Genomic DNA, 20,795 nt, shown 5'->3' with positions numbered 1-20,795 from the left:
GGCAGCACCTTGACCTGCGAGTTCTCCGATTCTCACACGACAACTGCTCTCTCAGTTGCACCTCGTCCAGGCGTAGCGCGGTCGACGCGGATTCGCAGCATCGCCCGTACAGGATGTGTCCCACACACCACCGGCACTACCCGAGAGGAACGGAGGAAGCATGGACTTGGTCAGCGCCACCACTTCGACGATCATCGGATTTGTTCTCCTGCTCGCCGGCATTCCCAAGCTGAACGACCACGACGGGGTCCTTCGTTCGGTGCGCGGATACAAAGTGTTGCCTGTGCGACTCGAAGTACCGATCGCTCGCATCCTTCCCGTCGCGGAAACCGTCGTAGGCATCCTTCTGGTTCTCGGCGTGGCCCATCGCCTCGCCGCCTTGGTTGCTGCCATCATGTTCGCGTCGTTCTTCACGGGCCTCACGATCAACCTCCTGCGTGGGCGACGCGATCTGGACTGCGGATGTTTTGCATTCGGAGTCGGCGAGATTCCGCGTATCGGATGGTTCCACGCCGTTCGCGCCGGAACACTCGCGGTGATCGCTGTGGCACTGTCGGTCACCGCCGGACAGGCTGAGATCGGCGTCCAGGTCGTGGCGGCGACCTTCGGATTCCTCCTCGTTCTGGCGGGAGTTGCTCTCGCACAGATTCGTTCGGTGGTCCACCTCGGACGACGCCCGGTCGACGACTACCTGTCGAGCGCCTCCATCCGCCTCCGAACCGCCGAAACCGCGTCCCGGTACGGCTCGTGACTCACATCCCCACCACTGAAAACTCGAAGGCAGGACTACCACGATGACCACTTTCCTCCTTGTCGCGACAGTGATCCTGGTGATCGCCGTAGCCGTACTGTTCTTGATGGTTCTTGCTCTGGCTCGTGAAATCGGCCGCGTACAAGTACGTCTCGGACCTCTCGGTGCCCGGATGATGGATACCGGGCCCAAGGTCGAACAGGCCGGCCCGTCGTTTGCCGGTCTCATCGATCAGGACGGACGGACCGTCGGAGTCGGTGGTCACCGCGACAAGCCGCAACTCCTGCTGTTCACCGCTCCGAGTTGCTCGACGTGCAAGAGCCTTCTTCCCGGCGTAAGGGCAATGGCCCGAGCCGAATCGGATCTCGACGTGATCATCATCTCCGACGGAACACCCGAAGAGCATCGCGAGTTCCTGGCCGGCAGCGGGATCGGTTCCGAGCTCAGTTACATCGACGCTCGAGACGTCGGTATCGCGTACCAGGTGGGCACCACTCCGTACGGCGTGATTCTCGACGAGCACGGCAAGATCCGAGGAAAGGGCCTGTGCAATCACATGGCTCAGGTGGAAAGCCTGCTCAATGCGCTCGAATCCGGCACTCCCTCACTCCAGCACCTTCATGCCCAGGCGAAATCCGGCAGCGCGGCCTGATCTTCCTGCACAGTTCGATCCTCTTCACGAATCAGGAGAAAATCGTTGGACGACAATGAATTCCCGCAGCACAACATGACGGAGAATCGATATCCCGTCGACGAGGCGACAGTTCAGGCCCAGGCCGAATGGATGGCGGGCCAGGGCGGTTCGCTCACCAGTCGAACCGGACGCAAACTCTCCGAACGAGTTTCGCGGCGCTCCATGATCAGTCGGATCGGCAAGTGGACCATGGGTGTGTCAGGAGTGGCGCTGATCAGCACACTTCCTGTGACACGTAGTGCCTTCGCCCAAGAGCCCGAGGTTCCTGCGCCGGCACCTGGCCCCGAACCTCTTGTCCCTGTCTACGACGGTAAAGATCCGGCCGAGTGCGAGTACTGGCGCTGGTGCAACATGGACGGAACGTCCTGTGCCGCATGCAACGGCGGCGGTGTCACCACCTGCGCCCCCGGCAGCAAGCCCGGCGCAGAGTTCTGGGTCGGATGCTGCACCAACCCTGATACCGGCAAGACCTATCTGATCGCCTACTACGACTGCTGCGGTGCACCTTCGTGTTCCAACGCATTCTGCGGCGAACCGGACATGCAGGCCGTGATGTACAACCCGGTCTCCGGAAGCTACGACCAGGAAATCATCTGGTGTGTCTCCGACGAGTCTCAGGCATACACCTGCACGATGGCGCCCATCATCGGTGAGGACTGCCAGACTCGACCGGCCGAGCGCCCCAAGGTCGGTGCCGGATCATGAGCAGTTCGCGAACCCGAAAACTGGCGCGCCCCGCCGTTGCCGTCATCCCACTCACCGTCGTACTCGCACTGGCCGGTTGCAGTTCGTCCGACAACGACGAACCCTCCAGCACAGGCGATGTCACCTATCCGACAGTTCCGTTCACTGCTCCGGGCGAGGGGATCTCCCTCGGTCACGACGACCAGGAAATCGGCGATACCATTCCCGAGCCATTGCACGTCGGTTCGATCACCCCGATCGCAGCTGACCGCTTGCTGGGCGTCGAAGGTGGATTCGGCCAGCTCGAGCTCAGCGTCAACGTCATCGATCCGAAAACCGGTGTGGCCGAGAGCCGAATCACAGTCGGCCCGGGTATCTGGGACCCGGTCATTCACGGATTCGTCGGGGATTCCGCCGAGGATCCTGCGGTGCTCGCTGCCGAGGTGTGGCGCCCCCGAGGTTCCCGCGGCGCAGCAGATTTCACGGTCAGCACCTACTCCGGAAACCTGCTGGAACCAGCCGAGGTCGTGCTTCCGGACGTCGCACGCGTACATTCCCGTCCCGGCTCGAACGCCGTGACGTCCGACGGCAAGTTCTTCGTCACGTGGGACGACGGTTTGTACGGAATCAGAGTGGTCGACCTCGAGAAGAAGGAAGCGACCGGTGCACTCCAGATAGTCGGCTGCGGTCCGTTCACGTGGATGGTCGATCACGAGCTGTACAGCGTCTGCGAGGACACCCGGGAACTGCTGCACGTCACGATCGGTGACGACGGTGTTCCGAAGGAAACCGCCCGAAGCAAGGTCCTACCCGAGGATTTTGTCTCCACCCGCAAGGTCACGTGGGCATCGGAAGCACAAAAAGCCTTGCTGGTCAGTGAGAACGGCGATGTGTACGTCTTCGACTTCTCCAACGGACTGCCTCAGGAAGGTGTCAAGCCGATCGGAAACGCCGGGCAGGACTCCGGTCGATTCTCGGAGAACGTCATCAATGCCGACGCAACCCGGCTCGCAATCGCGTACACGGACACGGCTATTCATCCGGACTCTGCTCGGGGAGGCTCACTGGTCAAGATCGACTTGTCCGACGCAACGACCTTCGCCCCGGTGAAGAGCTTGACGCTGGCAGACCTCGGCTTGACAGACATCAAGAGCATGACCTTTTCCGTCGACGGCGCCACGTTCTACGTGCTCGGTTCGGCACCTGAGGTCGAAGGCTCCGCTCCGCAGAAGATCGTGGGTTACAACGCGAGCACCGGCGAGCAGGTCAGTTCCGTCGATGTCTCGGGCAACGTCGGTGATGTCAGCGGGTTGATCACACCAGAAGTACTCCGATGAGTCGTCCCGGATCCGGTGTGGTGATGGGCCGGCGCCGCTTCCTGAGTTTGGGAGCACTCGGCGCCGGAGCACTCGGGCTCGGCGCAATGGGGACGATTGCCGGATGCAGTTCCACTGCAGCATCTCCGACGCCCACGACCGATCTCGACTACATCCTGCCCACCGACCCCGAAGTTGCCGCCGCAGAATCGGCGCGAGCCTGGAACGGGACCACCGCTGCGTTTGCCCTTGCCGCCGGATTCTCGACGGTAGATCTTGGCGGACGCCTCGTGGACACGTGGACGTACGGAGGCGCTGCGGTGGCTCCGGAACTTCGGCTGAAGTCCGGTGACCGGGTGAACGTCAGCGTCCAGAACGGCCTCGACGCCGAAACAACACTGCACTGGCACGGAATTCGAATCCGCAACGACATGGACGGCGCGGCACCCACCACGCAGGCACCCATCGGCGCCGGTTCGAGTTTCGAGTACAACTTCATCGCACCGGATCCGGGAACGTACTGGTACCACTCGCACAGCGGATTACAAGCCGATCGGGGGCTCTTCGGCGCCATGATCGTCGAGGACCCGAACGACATCACCGGGGCCGACGCCGATGCCGTTCTGGTGCTCGACGACTGGCTCGACGGATTGGGTACCACACCGGATTCCGTCCTGATGGCCCTGAACCCGGCAATTTCGGGCGGGCACGGCGGACACGGCGGTGGGGCAACGACTCCGGCGGAACACTCGGAAGCCGACATGTCCGTCGCGCAACAGTTGGTGAGCGGTGGACACGGTTCTTCCGAACCACTCGGCGGGATGACTCAACACATCGCGTATCCACTGCACTTGATCAACGGGCGGCCACCCAACGATCCTGCTGTCGTCACTGCAGCGCCCGGTTCGACCCTTCGACTGCGAATCATCAACGCAGCCGCCGAAACTCCGTACCGGTTTGCGGTGGCCGGTCACGAGATGACAATCGTCGCTACCGATGGCTACGACGTGGAACCAACTCCCGCCGACACCATCATCGTCGGAATGGCCCAACGCTACGACGTACTGGTGACGGTGAAGTCGGGAACATGGCCGGTGGTGGCGAAGGTCGAGGGCCGAGATGGTTATGCGTCGACCGTCCTACGCAGCACCGACGCGTTGGCGCTGGCGAATCCGGATGTGGGCGGAAACCTCTCGGAACTGGCCGGCCGACTGGTCACCGAAAGCGAACTCCGGCCCACGGAATCCGCACGGCTCGAGACGAAGTCGCCTGATCGCGACTACCACATCGAATTGATCCAGGCCGGCGATCGGTACGTCTGGGGAATGGCGGGAGCCGATGCGGGCAAGCTCGTCATGAAACAGGGCGAACGGGTCCGGATCACGATGAAGAACACGTCCACGATGTGGCACCCCATGCACACCCACGGCCACACGTTTGCGGTACCGGATTACGGCGGACTTCGCCGCGACACCGTCAACGTCCTACCCGGCACCGAGCTTGCCATCGAGTTCGACGCCGACAATCCCGGCGAGTGGATGTTCCACTGCCACAACGCCTACCACTTCGAGGCCGGCATGACGGCAAATCTGCGTTACGTCCGCTGACAAGTCGAAGAATGGAGAGAACACCTCATGAAGAAACTCGTTCCCGCTTTCCTGGCCGCGTGCGCCGCCCTGAGCCTCACCGCCTGCAGTAGTGATGCCGGTGCGTCGTCGGACGAACCTGCAGTCGTGATCGAGGTGAAGAACATGGCGTACACACCGGCATCGGTCACCATCGAGAAGGGACAGACCGTCGAATGGAAGTTCGACGACAGCGGACTCCCCCACGACGTGGTCGGCAACGGTGATCTCGACGGGAAACTGAAGAGCGAGTTGCTCACCGAGGGAACCTTCTCGTACACGTTCGACGACGCCGGAACCTTCACCTACCACTGCACGCCCCATCCGATGATGGTGGGCACCGTGATCGTTCAATAGTGAGGAGGTGGATCGTCGGCTTCGGCCTCGCTGTCGCGGCGACGTGTGTCCCAGCTTGCGGCACAGAAGATCCCGTCCCCGACGTGGTGGTCGAGATCAGCAATGTTCAGTTCAGCCCGATGGACGTCACCGTGGAACACGGCGGCACCGTCGAGTGGCGCTTCGACGACGGTGGACTCCTGCATCATGTGGAATCACCCGGCCTGTTCGACAGTGGTATCACCGGAGACGGAACGTTCCGGCACACGTTCGAAAGTGTCGGAGTCTACGAATATTCGTGCTCCGTCCACCCGTACATGATCGGCGTCATCACAGTGCTGTGAACTCTGGCTCATCACTTTTCGCTGCGACTTCGGCTCAACACTTTTCCTGAACCACAAACACTTCGGAGGATCTGATGACTACTGTTCTCTCACACGGCCCACTGCAGACCGATGTCCCTGACATCCGGCCGACCCTTCAAGGCTCGGTCGGCACCGCGACCCGTGTCAGCCTCGTCGCGGCGGGCGCTGCTGCGGGTGCCGGCCTCGCACTCGTGGCCACGCCATCTGCGACAACAGCTTTGACCACAGCTGTTATCGGCGCCGGACTGGTTACGTCGCTGGCTGCGAACTGGTCGACCTGCGGAATGTCCGTCGCCGGAGTTGTTGCCGCGCCGAAGCAGGTAGATCGGAAGGGATCCTCGACTCCCGTCCGCCGACTCGGCTGGCACGCTCTGGGTTCGGTCACGACGGGAGCCGTCACCGGGGCATTGATCGGCGCTCTCGGTGCGGCGATGTCCGGGTACATCCCGATCAGCTGGGCACTGGGCATCTGGGCCGTCGTCGCGGTTGCGTACGGGCTGCACGAGTTGGGTGCAGTGAGGATGCCGACTCCGATGCGGCGCCAACAGCTTCCGCGCCATCTGCGCCGCACAATGGCGCCCTGGAAAGTCTCGCTGATCTTCGGCGCGATCATCGGTCCGGGATTTCTGATCTTCATCCGCTCGAGTGCGTACTACCTCCTGGCACTCGGCGTCATGGCTTCGGGTTCACCGGCTCTCGGGGCGGCGCTGTTCACGGTCGTATCCCTTGGCCGCTGCATGCCCAGCCTCGCGGCAATCGTGCACACCAAGCGTGGTGGCTCGATGCCGGGATTCCTCTCGATCATGTGCGTCGTGGACCGTCGCGTGCAGAGCGTCACCGGCGCGGCATTGATCGCACTGGGAGCATTCGCCGCCGCAGCACTGATCTGACTGTCGAGCTAGCACCCTTCACCTCGAGTGAACACACGCCCCGACTCTCCGGAGCGTGTGTTCACTCGACAGAAACCGTGCGCACTCACCCCGCGTCAGGGAATCGACAGCGCCACCTGGACCGAGTCCTCCGACGGCGACGTCACCTTTGCGTCCCGACTCCAGAGCATGTCCAGCGCTGCCTTGGGCTTGGCAAGAACCCACTCCCGCGCGGCGTTCTTGATCAGCGTCGGAGTTGCGCACCCGCAATCGCTGTTCACACCGTCTGCGTCGATGCCGACGTCTCGGCACAACGCAACAGCGCGGGGCACGTGATACCCCTGAGTGACGATCAACGCCTTGGTCGCCCCATACGTATGTATGGCCCGAAAGCAGGTGTCATAGGTGTCGAGGCCGTACGGATCCCCCACGATGCGACGCTCATCTATTCCCTGCTCCACCAGGTAGTTCGTCATCGCCGCGATCTCGTCACCCGAGCCGCCGTTCGCGTCGCCGGAGACGAGGACCGCTTTAGCCTTTCCCGCTTCCACCAGTTCGACTGCTGCGTCCAGCCGCCCTTTCAGGAAAGCCATCGGCTCACCGTCCTTGATCTGCGCGCCCAGCACGATCACAACCGGAGCGTCGGGAGCATCGGCGGCGTCTGACGTATGTCCGGCCGACGCCACGGAGATCCACACGATCGAGCCCGCGTAGACAACTGCTCCGAGCACCGCAATGCCTGCGACCCAACGAGGCCACCTGCGCTTGCGCGGCGGTTTCACTGGATCTGCAGCAGCTTCGTCCATTCGTCGATCAAACCACACGGTTTGCTCATGGCTCGAGTGCTCGGTCGATCCTCCATCCCTCCGCGCCACTGCGCTCGGCCCACAGATCCGAGTACTTTCCACCTCGCGCGATCAGGTCTTCGTGGGAACCGACCTCCTCCACCCCTCCGGCTTCGAGGTAGACGATGCGATCTGCTCCCTGAATAGTCGACAGGCGATGAGCGATGATCACCACCGTTCGACCACGGGCCAATCGGTGAATTGCCTCGGTGATGGCGACTTCGTTCTCTCCGTCGAGGGCGGAAGTCGCTTCATCGAGAAGAACAATCGGAGTGTCCTTGAGGAATGCCCGCGCAATCGAGACCCGCTGACGTTCACCGCCGGACAGCAGTGATCCGCCTTCACCTACCCTGGTCTCCTCACCGCTCGGCAAACGGTCGATCACTTCGCCTAGCCTGGAATCCACCACTGCTTGACGGACCTCCGACTCGGTGGCATCCGGTCTCGCCAACCGAACGTTCTCCAGGATGGTTCCGTCGAACAGGTAAACCTGCTGTGAGACAGTCGATATCCGAGACATCAATGCTCTCGTTCCGATGTCGCGAACATCGGCCCCCCCGATGGATACCGCACCTTCGTCGACGTCCCAGAATCTGGAGATCAGCCGAACCAGAGTTGTCTTTCCGGAACCGGAAGGACCGACCAGAGCAGTGACCGAGCAGTCCGGGAATTCGAGGCTCACGTTACGAATCACGCGATCCGGGCCGTAGCCGAAGGAGACCGAATCGAACCGAATATCATACGAGGTAGGCTCTTTCGGCACCTCAGGCTCCGCCAGCACCGGTACATCGATCATCTCTCGGACAGATCCGAGCGACACCCGGGCCAGTGAGATACCTTCACCGAATCCTGCGAGCATTTGCATCGGCTCCACGAACCTCACGGCCAACACGAGAACAACGATCACGCTTGCTGTGTCGATGGACCCGGTGGTGACCAGCAGTGCCGCCAGAACCAGGACGGTGAGAAAGGCAACCTGAACGACGATCATGAAGCGCAGCAGATACTTGTCGACCGATCCGATTTCCTGCAGGTGTGCGTCCCGGTTGGACACAAGAGCTTCGTCCAACCGAGTCCAGCCTTCGCCACTCTTACCGGCCGAACGTAGAACTTGCTGCGCCTGTGCATATTCGACGACGCGCGATGCCAACTCGGATTCGCTCTTGCCGATCGCCTCGTATTCGGGAACAACCGCCCGTTGCACGTTGCGGTAAGCCCGAATCCCCAGTGGAACGAAGACGACCATCGCGAGAGACAGTCGCCAGTCCACAAACAAGACAGCGATCGCCACTGTCGCTGGAGTCACCGTGACGGTGACGAGTTGCGCGATGATCATTCCCGGGATGCTCATCAAGATAGCCGTGCCCTCGGTGACCAGGCGAGTGAACGCTCCACGGTTTGCCTTGCTGAACCACCCGAGCGGAACCTGCACCAAGTGCTCACCGAGGCGATGCATGATTCCACCGGCAAAACCCTCGATTCCGATGCGGTACGCCCGATTCTCGGCGATCCACCGTACGGCGCCACAGGCCACCGCCACGAGAGCAGCCGTGACAACCCACGGAACTGCGGCGTCGTAATCGCCGCGAACCACCGCTTTCAGGATCGGAATCATCAGTGCAAAGACGACACCCTCGAGTATCCCGGCGAGCGTGAAACCTGCTATCTGACCTCGCATCCCATTGTCGCGCCCGAGGATTTCGTCCAGGTCTCGAATCATTGCAGCGCCTTTCGCGGAGATATGTCTTCGACGAGGGGGTTCTGGAGCGCCCACATCCGCGCGTAGGTTCCGCCGAGCGCCGACAACTGTTCGTGCGTACCTTTTTCCACGATCCGTCCGGCGTCGAGAACGAGTATCTGATCTGCGTATCGGACGGTGTGCAGTCGATGAGCGATCACCATCAGGGTGCCGCCGTCTGCACTGATCTCGCCCAGTGCGCGTTGAACGGCCGATTCACTGTGGGGATCGGCCTGCGAAGTCGCCTCGTCCAGGATGACGATCGGCGGGTTCTGAAGGATGGCGCGGGCGATCGTCAGGCGTTGCTTCTCCCCACCCGACAGCTCACCGCCCGAACCACCACCGATCTCGGTGTCATACCCGTCCGGCAGTCGCATGATCACGTCGTGAATCTGCGCCCGCCTCGCCGCTGTCTCCACTTCCAGATCCGTTGCATCCGGTCGACCGAGCCGAATATTCTCGCGCACGCTGTCCCGCAGGAGCACAACATCTTGGAAGACGATGGCCATCGATCTCAAGACTTCACGACTGGACTGATCTCGTAAATCGCTTCCGCCCAGTCGAATAGACCCGTCCGTCACGTCCCAGAACCGCGGAAGTAGACGCGCCAAAGTGGTCTTTCCGGAGCCGGAGGGGCCAACGATCGCGGTCACGGTGCCCGGTGGCATCTCGAAGGAGATGTTCTCGAGGACGCGCTGCCCAGTGGTGTATTCGAAGCCGACGCTGTCGAATTCGACCAAAGTGCTGCGAGCAGGCACTGCATCCTGAGGTTCGGCCAGCTCTGGTTCGCCGAGGATGCTCTCGACGTGAGTCGCTCCCAGTTGGCCTTCGCGGTAGAGGTTGGCCATCGTTCCCATGTGCAGAACCGACGACGGAACACCGATTCCGACGACCAGAAAGGCAACAAGAGCTACCGGGGTAATCCAACCCCCGGACAACATTGCAGTTCCCGTCGCCGTGATGACCACGATGAGTACCGCCGGTGAGAGGAGGATCGACATCGCGACCACCGGCCTTCCCATCCCCGACATCCAGCGCACGCACACCGCAACCATCGAATCGACAGCGCTCGAGTAGCGCGCGAATGCGCGACTCCCACTCCCGTACGTCTTGACAACCTCGATACCGTCGCCCAGTTCTACTGTCGCAGAGGTCAATGTCGACATCGCAAGATTCCACGAGTCGACGTTCGTTCGATAGGCTCTGCGCATCGACGGCGCGGCAAGAGCTAGACACACTCCGATGTAGCCGACCAAGATCAGGCTGAACTTCCAGTCCATCGCCACCAGATAGATCAGGGCCACTATCGGCGACAGGATCGCGGGTACCACGTCGGCGGGAAGGTGAGCGACGAGAAGATGCATCCGCTTCACGTCGTCGGTCATCGCCTGCTTCACTTCACCGGTGCCACCATTTGCAAACCACCCCAGAGGAACTCGGGACAGATGCCGAGCGATACGCGAGCGGATCGAGTATTTGAAATGCGCGTCGGCGGTGTGGCACACGGTCAGCGCTGCGTTGTAGACGACAAAACCGAGAATTGTGCCCGCTGCACCGATTGCGGCCCACAGCCAGACCAGGTTCAACGACGAGTCGGTCAGGAGCACCCGCGCGATCTCGACCACCGAAACGTAGGGCAGGAATCGTAGCGGCACCGACAGCGCCGACAAACCCGCACCCAGGAGCAGGCGATTTCTCACGGGAGCGATCATGCGACCCAAAGCGTCTCGGTCGACCAGACCAGGCGAGTCTTCGAAGGCCACAGTCTCCTTCACTGTCATCGAGTTACTCACCCTTCGACGATGATCGTGCCGGTCATGTTCGGATGTGGTGTGCACGTGTAGGTGAACGTTCCGGCTTTGTCGAAGGTCTGACTGTAGGTTCCGCTTCCTTGGAGATCGCTCTTGATCCCCAACTCGGCGAACACGACATCGTGCGGCATTCCCTGGTCCTCGAAAATCCACGTGACCGTCTGTCCTGTGTGCACAGTGACGGAGTTCGGTGCGTACGCAAGGTTCTTCACCGAGATCTCGACCGGCGCTTGCTCGGTGGAACCCTGTGATTCACCTCCGCACGACGTCAGCGTGAACACCGCTGCAACAGCGATCAATGTGGTCAACCCGGTGCGAACTGACATTCTGCTCTCCTCATCGAACGTAGTGGAGGTCGGCAGTCATCCCGGCCTCGAAGTGGTACGCGTTGTGACAGTGGAACATCCACCGTCCTGGATTGTCGGCGTCGAAGTCGATCGCCAATTGTGCACGCGGAAGCACGATCACGGTGTCTCGGCGAAGCCCGCCGTACGAGGGAACCGAGAAGGTGTGCCCGTGGGTGTGCATCGGATGCCACATATCGGTGTTGTTGTTCATGACGATTCGTATTCGCTCGCCCTGCTTCATGATCAACCGACCCACATCGGTGCCCGCCATTCCCCAGACGTATCGATCCCCGGCCTGGATGAGATCAACTGAATACTCACGATCCGGCACCCTCTGTTCCCACGCGCCCGACGGTCGAAGCGTCGGTTCCAGAACGAGTCGGCCGCCGGACCCTGACAGCACTGCAGGAGAAGTCAGGTCGACGCTCGCAACCGAATCCGGTGTCCGAAGCAGGCACGCGGCGCCACCTGGCTTTCCTTCCACCTTCGCGGCGATAGGCCACGAACCGGACTGCACCGTCACCAATACGTCGTATCGCTGCGCGGGTGCGATCAGAATCTCGTCTCCGGCTGTGTAGGCGATGTCCTGCCCGTCAGCACTGACAACGGTCAACTCGTGCCCGGCGACAGAGAAACGGTACGGAGTCTCCGCCCCGGCATTGATCACCCGCAATCGAAGCCGTGTTCCGGCCGCTGCACTGACGACAAAGGGATCTTCCACAGGCCGTCCGTTGATCAGGTGCAGTGGATACGTGATGTGCGTTGCCATTCCATCGAGCGCCTCGGAATTACCGTGACCGCTGGCGAGAAGTTCTGCGGCAGAATCAATCTCTGCATCATCGACTTCCGGTGGAGCTCCGCCGTGCCCGTGGTGTCCTCCCTGCACGTCCGGTGACAATGCGCGAAGCACTGCATCCGGGGTTGTTCCCAGCCCGTCGAGCCAGTCGTCGATCACGATGACGACGTCCTCGTCGGCTCCGGTCCGGTCGTTCGGGTCCTCGACCACGAGTGCACCGAATAGCCCTCGATCGGCCTGCAATCCTGAATGGGAGTGGTACCAATATGTTCCGTGATCCGGGGCCACGAAGTCGTAGGTGAACTCGGCACCTGGTCGGATTCGTTCCTGGGTGACCGGTGGGACACCGTCCATGTCGTTGCGGACCGCAATGCCGTGCCAGTGCACCGAGGTCTCCGTCGGAAGGTCGTTCTGCAACCGAACGTTGAGTCGGTCTCCCTTGGAGATTCGAATCTCCGGACCCACCGCTTCTGCACCGTACGACCATGTGTCCACCCCTCTGGCGCCCAGACTCACCCGAGCCGGTGCAGCTGTCAGATTCCGTTGGACTGTGTGCCCGCTACGAATTCTCGCCTGTTCGGCAGCACGTACTTCGTCGTCGAACGGTGAAATCTCAGAACTGGTTTCGTTCGCCGAGCCACGACTGCACGCACTCAGTGCCACAGAACCCAAAGCCGCAGAGCCGAGAGTCACCGCTCCCCATCGCAGAGCCAGGCGCCGACTCAACGCACTCGAACTCATGCCGTCAGCGCCGTGAATTCCTGATAGCGCGTCGCGGCAACAGCTTCGGTTCCGGTGCCGGTCAGATTGCCGGCAACCATGGCATCCATGTCCTCGATCATCCAGAAAGTGGCGAAGGGATGAGTGGCGAGCCACATGTCTCCGTTGACCTTGGCCACTCGGTTCTCCTGCACCGCTGAAAGACTCGAGAACCCGGGAACACCGGCAACCTTGCCGAACTCGTACACGCCCTCGTCGAACACGGCTACGATCCGAGCATCCTGCGCCGGGATCGCCTCGTCGGACAGGGGCGCATACGGCAGTCCTCCAGCGGCATTCGCTCGCTGGGATTCCGGACGCCCGAAGCCGCTCTCCGCCAACAGCAACGACGGCGGCGCCTGCTCGGTGGTGGTGGCAAGGATTCCAGAACTGCTCATCAACACCGACACGGTGTTCGCTTCACCACCGGACCGAGCAGAGACGTCAGCGATCTTGCTCTCCAAAGCGACAGTCAACTTGTCGGCAATCGACTGACGATCAAAAGCGCGTCCGAAGAAGGCAAGATTCTCACGCCACGGAGTTGTGACGGCCGGGACCGGCACTGTGGGGACGGTCGACGCGAGGGAGTCGTAGTAGCTCCGATCGCCCATCGACGTGAAGATGACCAGTCCAGGATCCTGGGCGAGGACCTGCTCGATCGGGGGTGCACCGAGCGGCGGCACCGTGACCACCTCGGTACCCGCTGACGCCAAGATGTCCTGGCCGATCTCCGATCCCCACGACGTGAAGACCACGTCAGGGGTGATGCCGACGGCAAGGAGACCGAGTGCGGCGTATTCGTCGAGGGAGACAATTCGCCCGAGGTCGCCTGAAACCGACGTCTCACCGAATTCGTGGGACACAACACGCGTTCCCTCGGCAGGTTCCGTCGTCGGTCCCGCCTCACTCGAGCTACAGGCGGCCGCAGTCAGGGCAACGACACTGACCAGCAGCGAAGCTCCCAGCCTCGATAGGTAACCGGGTCGCGTTTTCAACTTCATAATGTCCTTCAGCTTCGAAAAATCGGGGGTTCGCTACAAATCGGAGCACTGCTCGGATTTGGCAAGTAAACCTCACCTAAGTTCATCCGTCAATCGGTTGCGTCGACTACGCGACCCGATCCGACGCCGCTAAGCTCGGTCGGACCATGACTGCGCCATCACCTGACAAGAAGTCCGCCGCGAAATCACAGCGCCGCCGGAGTTACAACACCGGGATCACTGCGGACGCCGTGCTGACCGTGGCGCTCGGGCTCAGTCGCGAGCACGGAGTCGAGGGCTGGTCGCTGCGGCAGCTGCTCAGCGAACTCGATACGTCGTTCTCCGTCGTCTATCGACTCGTCGGAGATCGGGACGCACTCTCGGCTGCGGTGGTCGACAGTGCGGTGTCGACCGTGAACGTGCCATCCGCACAAGAAGATTGGCGTCAATGGCTGACGCATCTGCTCTTGCAGATGCGAGAGGCCTTGATCGAGTGTCCAGGCGCGGCACAGTGGCTGCTGATGAACGGAGTTGCCACCCAGCGCAGCCGGGAACTCATGGAGGCCGGATTGGCTTCACTGACCGCCGCCGGGTTCGGGGAAGAAGCCGCTCAGGCTTACACCGTCGCCTTCACTTCGACAACCACACTGATTGCCATGAACGACGCCAGGCGCATTCCCAGCGGACAGCCTTCACCCGATCACAGCGCGATGCTGGAACGCCTGAGCAACTACGGACCCTCAGATCCCCGTTCATCGATGGAGACACTGATCGGGAAATTTGCCGGTCCACCGGATGCTGCGGAAGCAACACGGGCAGAGCACTATCGCTACACACTCGACCGTGTCCTCGACGGTCTAGAGGCGCGGCTGGACGCAATCAAAGAGTCATAGAAATGACCGCGGGGTCGCTGTCGCACTTGTGCGACAGCGACCCCGCGGATGATCTGGATTCTCGGTATGCCTAGCGGAACAGGTTCGCGACGAACGGAATCGTGTCGGCCTGCGATTCGACCAAAGCGCCGCTGTGATCGGTGTTGTAGGTCTTGAACGTGACCGGTTCACCGTTGGCGACCAACGCTGCAACCAGCGAAAGTGCAGACGGTGCAGGGACATCCACGTCAAGCAGGCCCTGGCCGATAAAGATAGGGCGGTCGTATCCACTGGTCGGTACACCCATGTAATCGTTCAGCAGACCCTGGAAGTTCGGGATCTGACTGAGCGGGCGGGAGAAGATGTCACCGAGGACCAGATCCTTGGATGCCTCGTCCAGGTCTGCGGCGCAGAGCTTTTCGGCCGAGTCGACCTTTTCCCTTCCCAAGTCGTTCAGGTAGGAATTCAAGTCGATCTCGGGGTGCGCTTCCCGCAAGCCCGCGAGGATGTAGAGCGCGTACGACGTCAACCCGCCGCCGAGGGCGATGGGAGGGAAGCCCGGACCGGCAGGCAGGAGGGTCAACTCGATGTTGGCCGGCACTCCGGTACCCACGCCACCGCGGTAGTCGAGCGAATCCCCTCCGTACTCGGTTGCGTAGCGGGCCGTCGTAATGGCCGCACCGCCGCCCTGCGACTGTCCGACCACTGCCCAACGATTCGAGATGGAGGAGTCGATGACCCGGGCCGCCTTGACCGAGTCGACTACGCTGTGCGCCTCCACCTTTCCGTCGAGGTACGGCATCAGCCCTGGTGTACCCAGACCGACGTAGTCGGTGGCGACGACGGCGTAGCCCTCCGAGAGCCAGCGCCCCAGGTACGGGTAGTCACGTTCGGGCAGGCCGGGACCGACCAGCGAAGGGGCACAGGAATCGTCGAGTCCGGTGGTGCCGTGCGCCCAGGCGATGACGGGCCAACCACCTTCCGGTGCCGGGCCGGCCGGGACGTAGTACGCGCCACTGCTCAGCGCGGGCCCGCCGTTGGAACCGATGGTCCAGTACGTGAATCGCTTGGCGTCGGCGGTACCCGGAATCCACAGATCCTTCGGTAGCGGCTCACTCGACACCACAGTGCCGGTGGCTTGCGACGCGCTCGGCGCCTGCGCGGACGCGATGGGCGCAGCAACGGCGGAGCCGATCGTTGCAGCACAGAGGGCTGCGATGGATATGCGGGCAAACGACTTCGACTGGAATTTCACGTCTGACGACTCCGGTTCGTGCGGTGGGCGACCTCGTTGGACGTTATCGTAGATTTTGTTTAACCGATCGGTCAAGCAAAATCTTGCAGCTTTGCGACACGTACATGTCGAGATCCCGGCCCCGACTCCGACCCAGTATCGAACCGGCACGAAGAAACAGTAGGAGGATGTGTCCATGGCACACGTACAGCGTTTCGACCACATCGGCATCACCGTCGCGGACCTCGAATCAGCGACGGCGTTCTTCGTCGTTCTGGGTCTCGAGGTGGAGGGCACCGGATCCGTGGAGGGCGAGTTCGTGGAAACCGTCTGCGGTATCCCTGGAGCAAAGTGTGAAATCGCCATGCTGCGCCCTCCGGGCGAAGGGTCACGGCTCGAGCTCTCGTCCTTCGTCAGGCCCGACCACGTACCCGGATCGCCTGCTCCGATGGCCAACGAGATCGGTCTGCGCAACGTGTCTTTCGAGGTGGGCGATCTCCAGGCGGCGGTCGACGCGGTGGCTGCGGATGGTTACGGGCTCATCGGCGGGATCGGCGAGTACGAGAACAGCGTGCGCATGGCCTACGTGCGTGGGCCGGAAGGGATCATCGTGTCCCTGTTCGAGCAGATCGCCTGAAGCGTCACGGCAATCGGACCGTCAGATCGCCTTCCACGAGCTGACCAGAGCGCCCATCGCGGCCGCGAATTCGGCAAACGCCGCGTCGATTCTGACGCGATTACCGGTCGTCACGAGATCGAGCGTCAACCCCCGAATCTGCGCCAACACGATCGTCGCGTAGCGATCAGCGCGATCGGGCGGACATCCATGCGCGAGCGCCGCTTCCGTCAAACCACCCAACCAGTCCCCCACCACATGATCGAGAAACTCGCGATACCGCTCCGGATGCAACAACGCCTGTCCGTAGATCTCGAACATCAACCGAAAGCTCGGCAACGATTCCGCTGATGTGCGCCCATTCCAGTAACTCGTCAACATCTCGACGATGTCGGTCCCGGAAGAGATGTCGAGAGAAGAGCTGTCTCGCAGGGTTGCGACTACTTCAGTGAGTAGTTGTTCCTTCGAACCGAAATGGTGGATGAGTGTCGCATGGCTGATCCCCAGGTCCTTGGCCAACGGCCGCATGGACAGTTCACCGACGCCGTTCGCCGTGACATACGCGGTTACCTGCGCGAGCAATTCGGCACGGCGATGCTGGTAACGCAGTTTCCGGCCGTCGATCGGCGTGCTGTCCTCCACCTGCAGGAGCCTACGCAGTACCGGAAACACAGCAGTACCGGAAACACAGCAGTACCGGTTACACGGTGACGTGGTGGCGATCCGATCGACTGATCGTGACAGCGGCGACGACGATACCGATCACCACGCCGATGAGAGTGTCTGCGACGCGAGCCACTGCCGCTTCGGTCCCGATCGGGGCACTGAAACCGATGAGAAGCAGTGCCATCGGAGTGACGGCGAGTGACGTCAGCGCATAGTTCTTGATGACGAGCAGCTCCGCAGCAGTCTGCAGAATCACGATCACGGCAACGGCTTGCCAGTAGCCGAGTGTCAATGCGATGAGCCCAGCGGCCACGACGGCGCCGCCGACATTTCCCACCAACCGCTGAATCCCGCGCTGGACGGTCTGCTTGTAGTTCAGTCCCTGCATCGCGGCGATGGCACCCATCGACGCCCACAGCGGATGCTCCAACCCGGCTCCTGCCGCGAGCCAACCGGCCAGAGCCGAGGCCGCCACGATGCGGAGAGCATTCATCCGCACCGGGCGCGAATACAGTCGGCGCAATCCTTCGAGAAAATAGCCCTCGGGTGCGGCAAGCGTGGGCGCCGGCGCGAGGTCGTGTTCGATCATGCTGGAGCGCTTGAGCTTCCGAAGCTCCTTCTCGTGCTGAGCAATACTCCGGATCAAAGTCGCATCGCCGTGCAACTGCCATTGCTGTACTGCCGCTTCTGCTTCGTCGAGCACCGCGACCAGTTCGCGTCCGTGATCGACGGTCGACTTGATCCGACCGCTCGACGCAATGACCAAGCGGGCGTTGGCAATCGATCCGAGCGCCGGTTCCACTGCGTCTGTGCCGGACTGTTCGAGACGCCCCACTGCGGAGACTGCACGAGCAACTGCCAGACGGGCAGGCCCCATCGGCAGTACGAGCGCTGGGAGCATCGCGGCCACCCAACCGACCACAACTCCGAGCGCACCGGCAGTCACCAGCCTCGCCAGATCATCGACACTGGAGGCATATCCGGCTGCACCGGTCGCCGCGAAGACGAGGATGACGGGCCCTGGTCCGGTGATCCGGAAGCCCGACATGAAGCAGTACGACGCACCGGCCAGCAACGACAGGATGCCGATCTGCAACCACATCGGAACGCCCACAACACCCATTGCGCTGCCGAAAGCGATGGACACCACCAATGCGGCACCGACCATCGCCAGCTTGCCCGCCAACCGGGGATACGGCTCGTACCTACCGAACGCGGCGCACAGCGCGCCCAAGGCCGCGAAGCCGGCCAACTCCCGATGCCCGAGCAGTCCGCCGACCACGAGGACTACGGCGGTGGCGAGCCCGACCCTGATCGCGGGGGCGATGGTCGCGTCGGCGGATCCGACGCGAAAAGCCGCTCGCCACGTCGCCCCGGAGACCGTATGTGCAATGGCCTCACTCGAATGAGTGAGACGGCTGGGCGTCCTGGCTGCGGTTTCGGTTCGGGTCACCGACTCAGCATACATTTATTTCACCAGTAAATTACTTGTGAAGTAATGTGAATTCTGTCGCTAAGATGGGGCCATGGGTGCGACTGACAGATCCGAAGACGACTTCATCGACAAAGTCCGTCGCGAATGGAAGCGCGCCTACCCGGAGTTCGACACCGCTCCCGTCGAAGTGATGGGCCGGATCGCCCGCATCAACGCGCAGTCTCTTCACCAGCTCGATCGCGCCTTGGCGTCCAGCGGGGTCTCTCGCGCCGAATTCGACGTGATGAGTGCACTCGCTCGCAGTGACCGTCCCCTGCGAGCGAGTGAAGTCACCGCCGTCACGATGGTCAGCGGCGCCGCCACCACAAAACACGCAGACCGTCTGGCCAAGCTGGGCTTTGTCGAGCGTCAGCGTTTCGAACACGACGGACGGGTGGTTCTGCTTCAACTCACCGATGCCGGTCGCGCATTGGTCGAGGCAGAGTTTCCCCGACGCGTCGAGCGAGACCGTCAAGTACTGACCGGACTCGACGAGGACGAACGCGCCCAGTTGACGGCACTGCTCAAACGAATCTCACGCAACATCGACTCGGGGATCTGGGACTGACCTACTTCGGCAGCGGTACGTTCTGCAATCGCACCTGACCGCGCGCCACCTCTTTGCCCGATTCCGGATCGGTGATGACCACCGACCACAACTGCTGAACGCGTCCCTGCTGTATCGGCACAGCCACGACGTCCACGCGCCCACCCGTACGCGCCCGCAGGAAATCCGTTCCGTTGTGGACGCCGACGGCGAATTCGCCACGATCCGCCACTGCAGTGCTGGCTCCGATACTCGCGGCCGACTCGACGGCGGTCGTGTAGACACCGCCGTGGACTACACCCCACGGAGTGTGATGCGCCTCGGACAGATCGATGTGCCCGACGACCTTCGTGCCGGACACCTCGTCCAGTTGCAATCCGGCAGCGCTGACAAATCCGCTTGCTGCCTCGAGATTCAATTCCGTCATGACGACCCCTCATCTGCTCCGTTGGATTTCTCGACCTACCTTCCGCCCTCGAATACATAACGTCAAGTGCTAAGTTGGAATTCCCAACTAACTTTTCCAACTAACAGGGGCCCAGAGATGACGGCGACAAAAGGACGCAACTGCTCCATCGCCAACGCCTTGGAGGTCGTCGGCGAGAAGTGGTCGCTGTTGGTGCTCCGAGAAATCGTCCTCGGGCAACGACGGTTCGACGAGATCGCCGCGGGCACGGGTGCGAGCCGCGACATCCTCGCCGCGCGTCTGCGCACCCTCGTCGAGGCCGACGTCCTCACGAAGCGTCGCTACGAAGACCATCCACCGCGCTACGAATACGTCGCCACCGAATCAGGGAAGGCGCTCTACCCGATCCTGATGGCACTCATGGAATGGGGAGATACCTTTGCGACGACGGGTCCGCCGCCTACCGTCGTCGAACATCGCTGCGGTGAGATCCTGCACGCCCAAGTTGTGTGCGCACACTGCAAAGAACCGCTGGCCGCCAGAGATGCGCACGTAGTCGAACTCTCGCCACCTGCTCGATAGCGTCAGCGTCCGGGCGGAAACCCGCCTGTTGCGATCGGGCCCCAGGAGTCGACGGTGACGCGGATCAGGCTCTTGCCCTGCTTGCGCATGGCTTCGCGGTACTCGTCCCAGTCGGGATGATCACCGGCGATGGATCGGTAGTAGTCGACCAACGGTTCCACCGAGTCCGGGAGGTCGATCAACTCCGCGGTTCCGTTCACCTGGACGTACGGACCGTTCCACTCGTCGGAGTGGATACACAGAGACACCGCCGGGGTGCGGCGAACGTTCGCGGCCTTGGCCCGTTCCGGGTACGTGGAGATGACGATCCGGCCCTCGTCGTCGACCCCGCACGTCACCGGAGAGATCTGCAACTCGCCGGATTTCTTCACCGTGACGAACGTGGCCCGATGGCGCGGCCTGATGAACTCGAGGAGTTCGGCAAACGAAACACGATCTGCGCTGGCGATCTTGGACATGACCTCAGCCTAATTCGATTTACG

The 20,795-nt window shown here is 62.0% G+C and carries 23 protein-coding genes; 12 read left to right on the top strand and 11 right to left on the bottom strand.

What is annotated here, in order from left to right; all coding sequences use genetic code 11:
• The first annotated feature begins 160 nt into the window (after positions 1-160).
• The 8 genes from RE4_RS02005 (at position 161) to RE4_RS01970 (ending at position 6,661) form a co-directional block, all read left to right on the top strand.
• Entirely contained in the window at positions 161-751 is a 591-nt protein-coding gene (locus RE4_RS02005; protein ID WP_041815327.1) for a MauE/DoxX family redox-associated membrane protein, read from the top strand.
• A 43-nt stretch (positions 752-794) separates the two neighbouring features.
• On the top strand, positions 795-1,403 hold the full coding sequence (locus RE4_RS02000; RefSeq protein ID WP_020909342.1) for a redoxin domain-containing protein: 609 nt from the start codon (positions 795-797) through the stop codon (positions 1,401-1,403).
• Positions 1,404-1,478: 75 nt separating this feature from the next.
• Positions 1,479-2,150 carry a methylamine dehydrogenase light chain gene (locus tag RE4_RS01995; RefSeq protein WP_029256402.1) on the top strand — a complete coding sequence of 224 codons (672 nt, stop codon included), beginning with the start codon at positions 1,479-1,481 and terminating at the stop codon, positions 2,148-2,150.
• Entirely contained in the window at positions 2,147-3,466 is a 1,320-nt protein-coding gene (locus tag RE4_RS01990; protein ID WP_060937891.1) for a hypothetical protein, read from the top strand. The genes RE4_RS01995 and RE4_RS01990 overlap by 4 nt, the downstream gene beginning before the upstream one ends.
• On the top strand, positions 3,463-5,052 hold the full coding sequence (locus tag RE4_RS01985) for a multicopper oxidase family protein (RefSeq protein WP_060937890.1): 1,590 nt from the start codon (positions 3,463-3,465) through the stop codon (positions 5,050-5,052). Before RE4_RS01990 ends, RE4_RS01985 begins: the two co-directional genes overlap by 4 nt.
• Before the next feature lie 27 nt (positions 5,053-5,079).
• Positions 5,080-5,427 carry a plastocyanin/azurin family copper-binding protein gene (locus tag RE4_RS01980; RefSeq protein WP_003940240.1) on the top strand — a complete coding sequence of 116 codons (348 nt, stop codon included), beginning with the start codon at positions 5,080-5,082 and terminating at the stop codon, positions 5,425-5,427.
• Positions 5,427-5,750, top strand: coding sequence for a cupredoxin domain-containing protein (locus RE4_RS01975; protein WP_019745578.1), 324 nt, complete (start codon positions 5,427-5,429; stop codon positions 5,748-5,750). Before RE4_RS01980 ends, RE4_RS01975 begins: the two co-directional genes overlap by 1 nt.
• Positions 5,751-5,824: 74 nt before the next feature.
• Positions 5,825-6,661, top strand: a complete 837-nt coding sequence (locus RE4_RS01970) for a hypothetical protein (protein WP_060937889.1) — start codon at positions 5,825-5,827, stop codon at positions 6,659-6,661.
• 95 nt (positions 6,662-6,756) lie between these two features.
• On the opposite strand, the gene RE4_RS01965 is transcribed toward RE4_RS01970, so the two are convergent.
• Genes RE4_RS01965 through RE4_RS01940 form a run of 6 tightly spaced genes read right to left on the bottom strand, consistent with a single transcriptional unit; the run spans position 6,757 to position 13,799 of the window.
• Positions 6,757-7,446, bottom strand: a complete 690-nt coding sequence (locus tag RE4_RS01965; RefSeq protein WP_060937888.1) for a SanA/YdcF family protein — start codon at positions 7,444-7,446, stop codon at positions 6,757-6,759.
• A gap of 25 nt (positions 7,447-7,471) precedes the next feature.
• The gene (locus RE4_RS01960) at positions 7,472-9,205 is read right to left on the bottom strand and encodes an ABC transporter ATP-binding protein (protein ID WP_060937887.1); all 1,734 of its coding nucleotides are present in this window, start codon (positions 9,203-9,205) and stop codon (positions 7,472-7,474) included.
• On the bottom strand, positions 9,202-11,004 hold the full coding sequence (locus RE4_RS01955) for an ABC transporter ATP-binding protein (protein WP_060937886.1): 1,803 nt from the start codon (positions 11,002-11,004) through the stop codon (positions 9,202-9,204). Before RE4_RS01955 ends, RE4_RS01960 begins: the two co-directional genes overlap by 4 nt.
• Positions 11,005-11,012: 8 nt before the next feature.
• The gene (locus RE4_RS01950; protein ID WP_060937885.1) at positions 11,013-11,360 is read right to left on the bottom strand and encodes a plastocyanin/azurin family copper-binding protein; all 348 of its coding nucleotides are present in this window, start codon (positions 11,358-11,360) and stop codon (positions 11,013-11,015) included.
• Positions 11,361-11,370: 10 nt separating this feature from the next.
• Positions 11,371-12,918 carry a multicopper oxidase family protein gene (locus tag RE4_RS01945; RefSeq protein WP_060937884.1) on the bottom strand — a complete coding sequence of 516 codons (1,548 nt, stop codon included), beginning with the start codon at positions 12,916-12,918 and terminating at the stop codon, positions 11,371-11,373.
• Positions 12,915-13,799: an ABC transporter substrate-binding protein gene (locus RE4_RS01940; protein WP_238076600.1), complete on the bottom strand. Its 885-nt coding sequence runs from the start codon at positions 13,797-13,799 to the stop codon at positions 12,915-12,917. The genes RE4_RS01945 and RE4_RS01940 overlap by 4 nt, the downstream gene beginning before the upstream one ends.
• A 284-nt stretch (positions 13,800-14,083) precedes the next feature.
• Between RE4_RS01940 and RE4_RS01935 the strand changes: the two genes are divergently transcribed.
• Entirely contained in the window at positions 14,084-14,809 is a 726-nt protein-coding gene (locus tag RE4_RS01935) for a TetR/AcrR family transcriptional regulator (RefSeq protein ID WP_081098292.1), read from the top strand.
• Between the two features lie 70 nt (positions 14,810-14,879).
• Here the strand turns inward: RE4_RS01935 and RE4_RS01930 are convergent, their stop codons facing one another.
• On the bottom strand, positions 14,880-16,043 hold the full coding sequence (locus RE4_RS01930) for an alpha/beta hydrolase family protein (protein ID WP_007729711.1): 1,164 nt from the start codon (positions 16,041-16,043) through the stop codon (positions 14,880-14,882).
• Positions 16,044-16,218: 175 nt separating this feature from the next.
• On the opposite strand from RE4_RS01930, the gene RE4_RS01925 reads away from it, so the two are divergent.
• Entirely contained in the window at positions 16,219-16,659 is a 441-nt protein-coding gene (locus tag RE4_RS01925) for a VOC family protein (protein WP_020909353.1), read from the top strand.
• A 21-nt stretch (positions 16,660-16,680) separates the two neighbouring features.
• Here the strand turns inward: RE4_RS01925 and RE4_RS01920 are convergent, their stop codons facing one another.
• Positions 16,681-17,280 carry a TetR/AcrR family transcriptional regulator gene (locus tag RE4_RS01920; RefSeq protein WP_060937882.1) on the bottom strand — a complete coding sequence of 200 codons (600 nt, stop codon included), beginning with the start codon at positions 17,278-17,280 and terminating at the stop codon, positions 16,681-16,683.
• A 58-nt stretch (positions 17,281-17,338) separates the two neighbouring features.
• On the bottom strand, positions 17,339-18,772 hold the full coding sequence (locus RE4_RS01915; protein ID WP_051636510.1) for an FUSC family protein: 1,434 nt from the start codon (positions 18,770-18,772) through the stop codon (positions 17,339-17,341).
• A gap of 58 nt (positions 18,773-18,830) precedes the next feature.
• Here RE4_RS01915 and RE4_RS01910 point away from each other — a divergent pair, with 58 nt between their 5' ends.
• A complete protein-coding gene (locus RE4_RS01910; RefSeq protein ID WP_019745590.1) occupies positions 18,831-19,346 on the top strand; it encodes a MarR family winged helix-turn-helix transcriptional regulator in 516 nt (171 codons plus the stop codon).
• A 1-nt stretch (position 19,347) separates the two neighbouring features.
• Here RE4_RS01910 and RE4_RS01905 read toward each other — a convergent pair whose 3' ends face one another.
• Entirely contained in the window at positions 19,348-19,752 is a 405-nt protein-coding gene (locus tag RE4_RS01905; RefSeq protein WP_019745591.1) for a PaaI family thioesterase, read from the bottom strand.
• A gap of 117 nt (positions 19,753-19,869) precedes the next feature.
• Here RE4_RS01905 and RE4_RS01900 point away from each other — a divergent pair, with 117 nt between their 5' ends.
• Entirely contained in the window at positions 19,870-20,313 is a 444-nt protein-coding gene (locus tag RE4_RS01900; RefSeq protein ID WP_019745592.1) for a winged helix-turn-helix transcriptional regulator, read from the top strand.
• Positions 20,314-20,315: 2 nt separating this feature from the next.
• On the opposite strand, the gene RE4_RS01895 is transcribed toward RE4_RS01900, so the two are convergent.
• Positions 20,316-20,771 (bottom strand): PPOX class F420-dependent oxidoreductase, encoded by a 456-nt coding sequence (locus tag RE4_RS01895; RefSeq protein WP_007729721.1) that lies wholly within the window; start codon positions 20,769-20,771, stop codon positions 20,316-20,318.
• Between the last annotated feature and the right edge of the window lie 24 nt (positions 20,772-20,795).

It is taken from the genome of Rhodococcus erythropolis NBRC 15567 (assembly GCF_001552595.1).
Lineage (GTDB): Bacteria > Actinomycetota > Actinomycetes > Mycobacteriales > Mycobacteriaceae > Rhodococcus_F > Rhodococcus_F erythropolis.
Note: the sequence above shows the minus strand (reverse complement) of the source record. Positions and strands in the feature narration are given on the sequence as shown.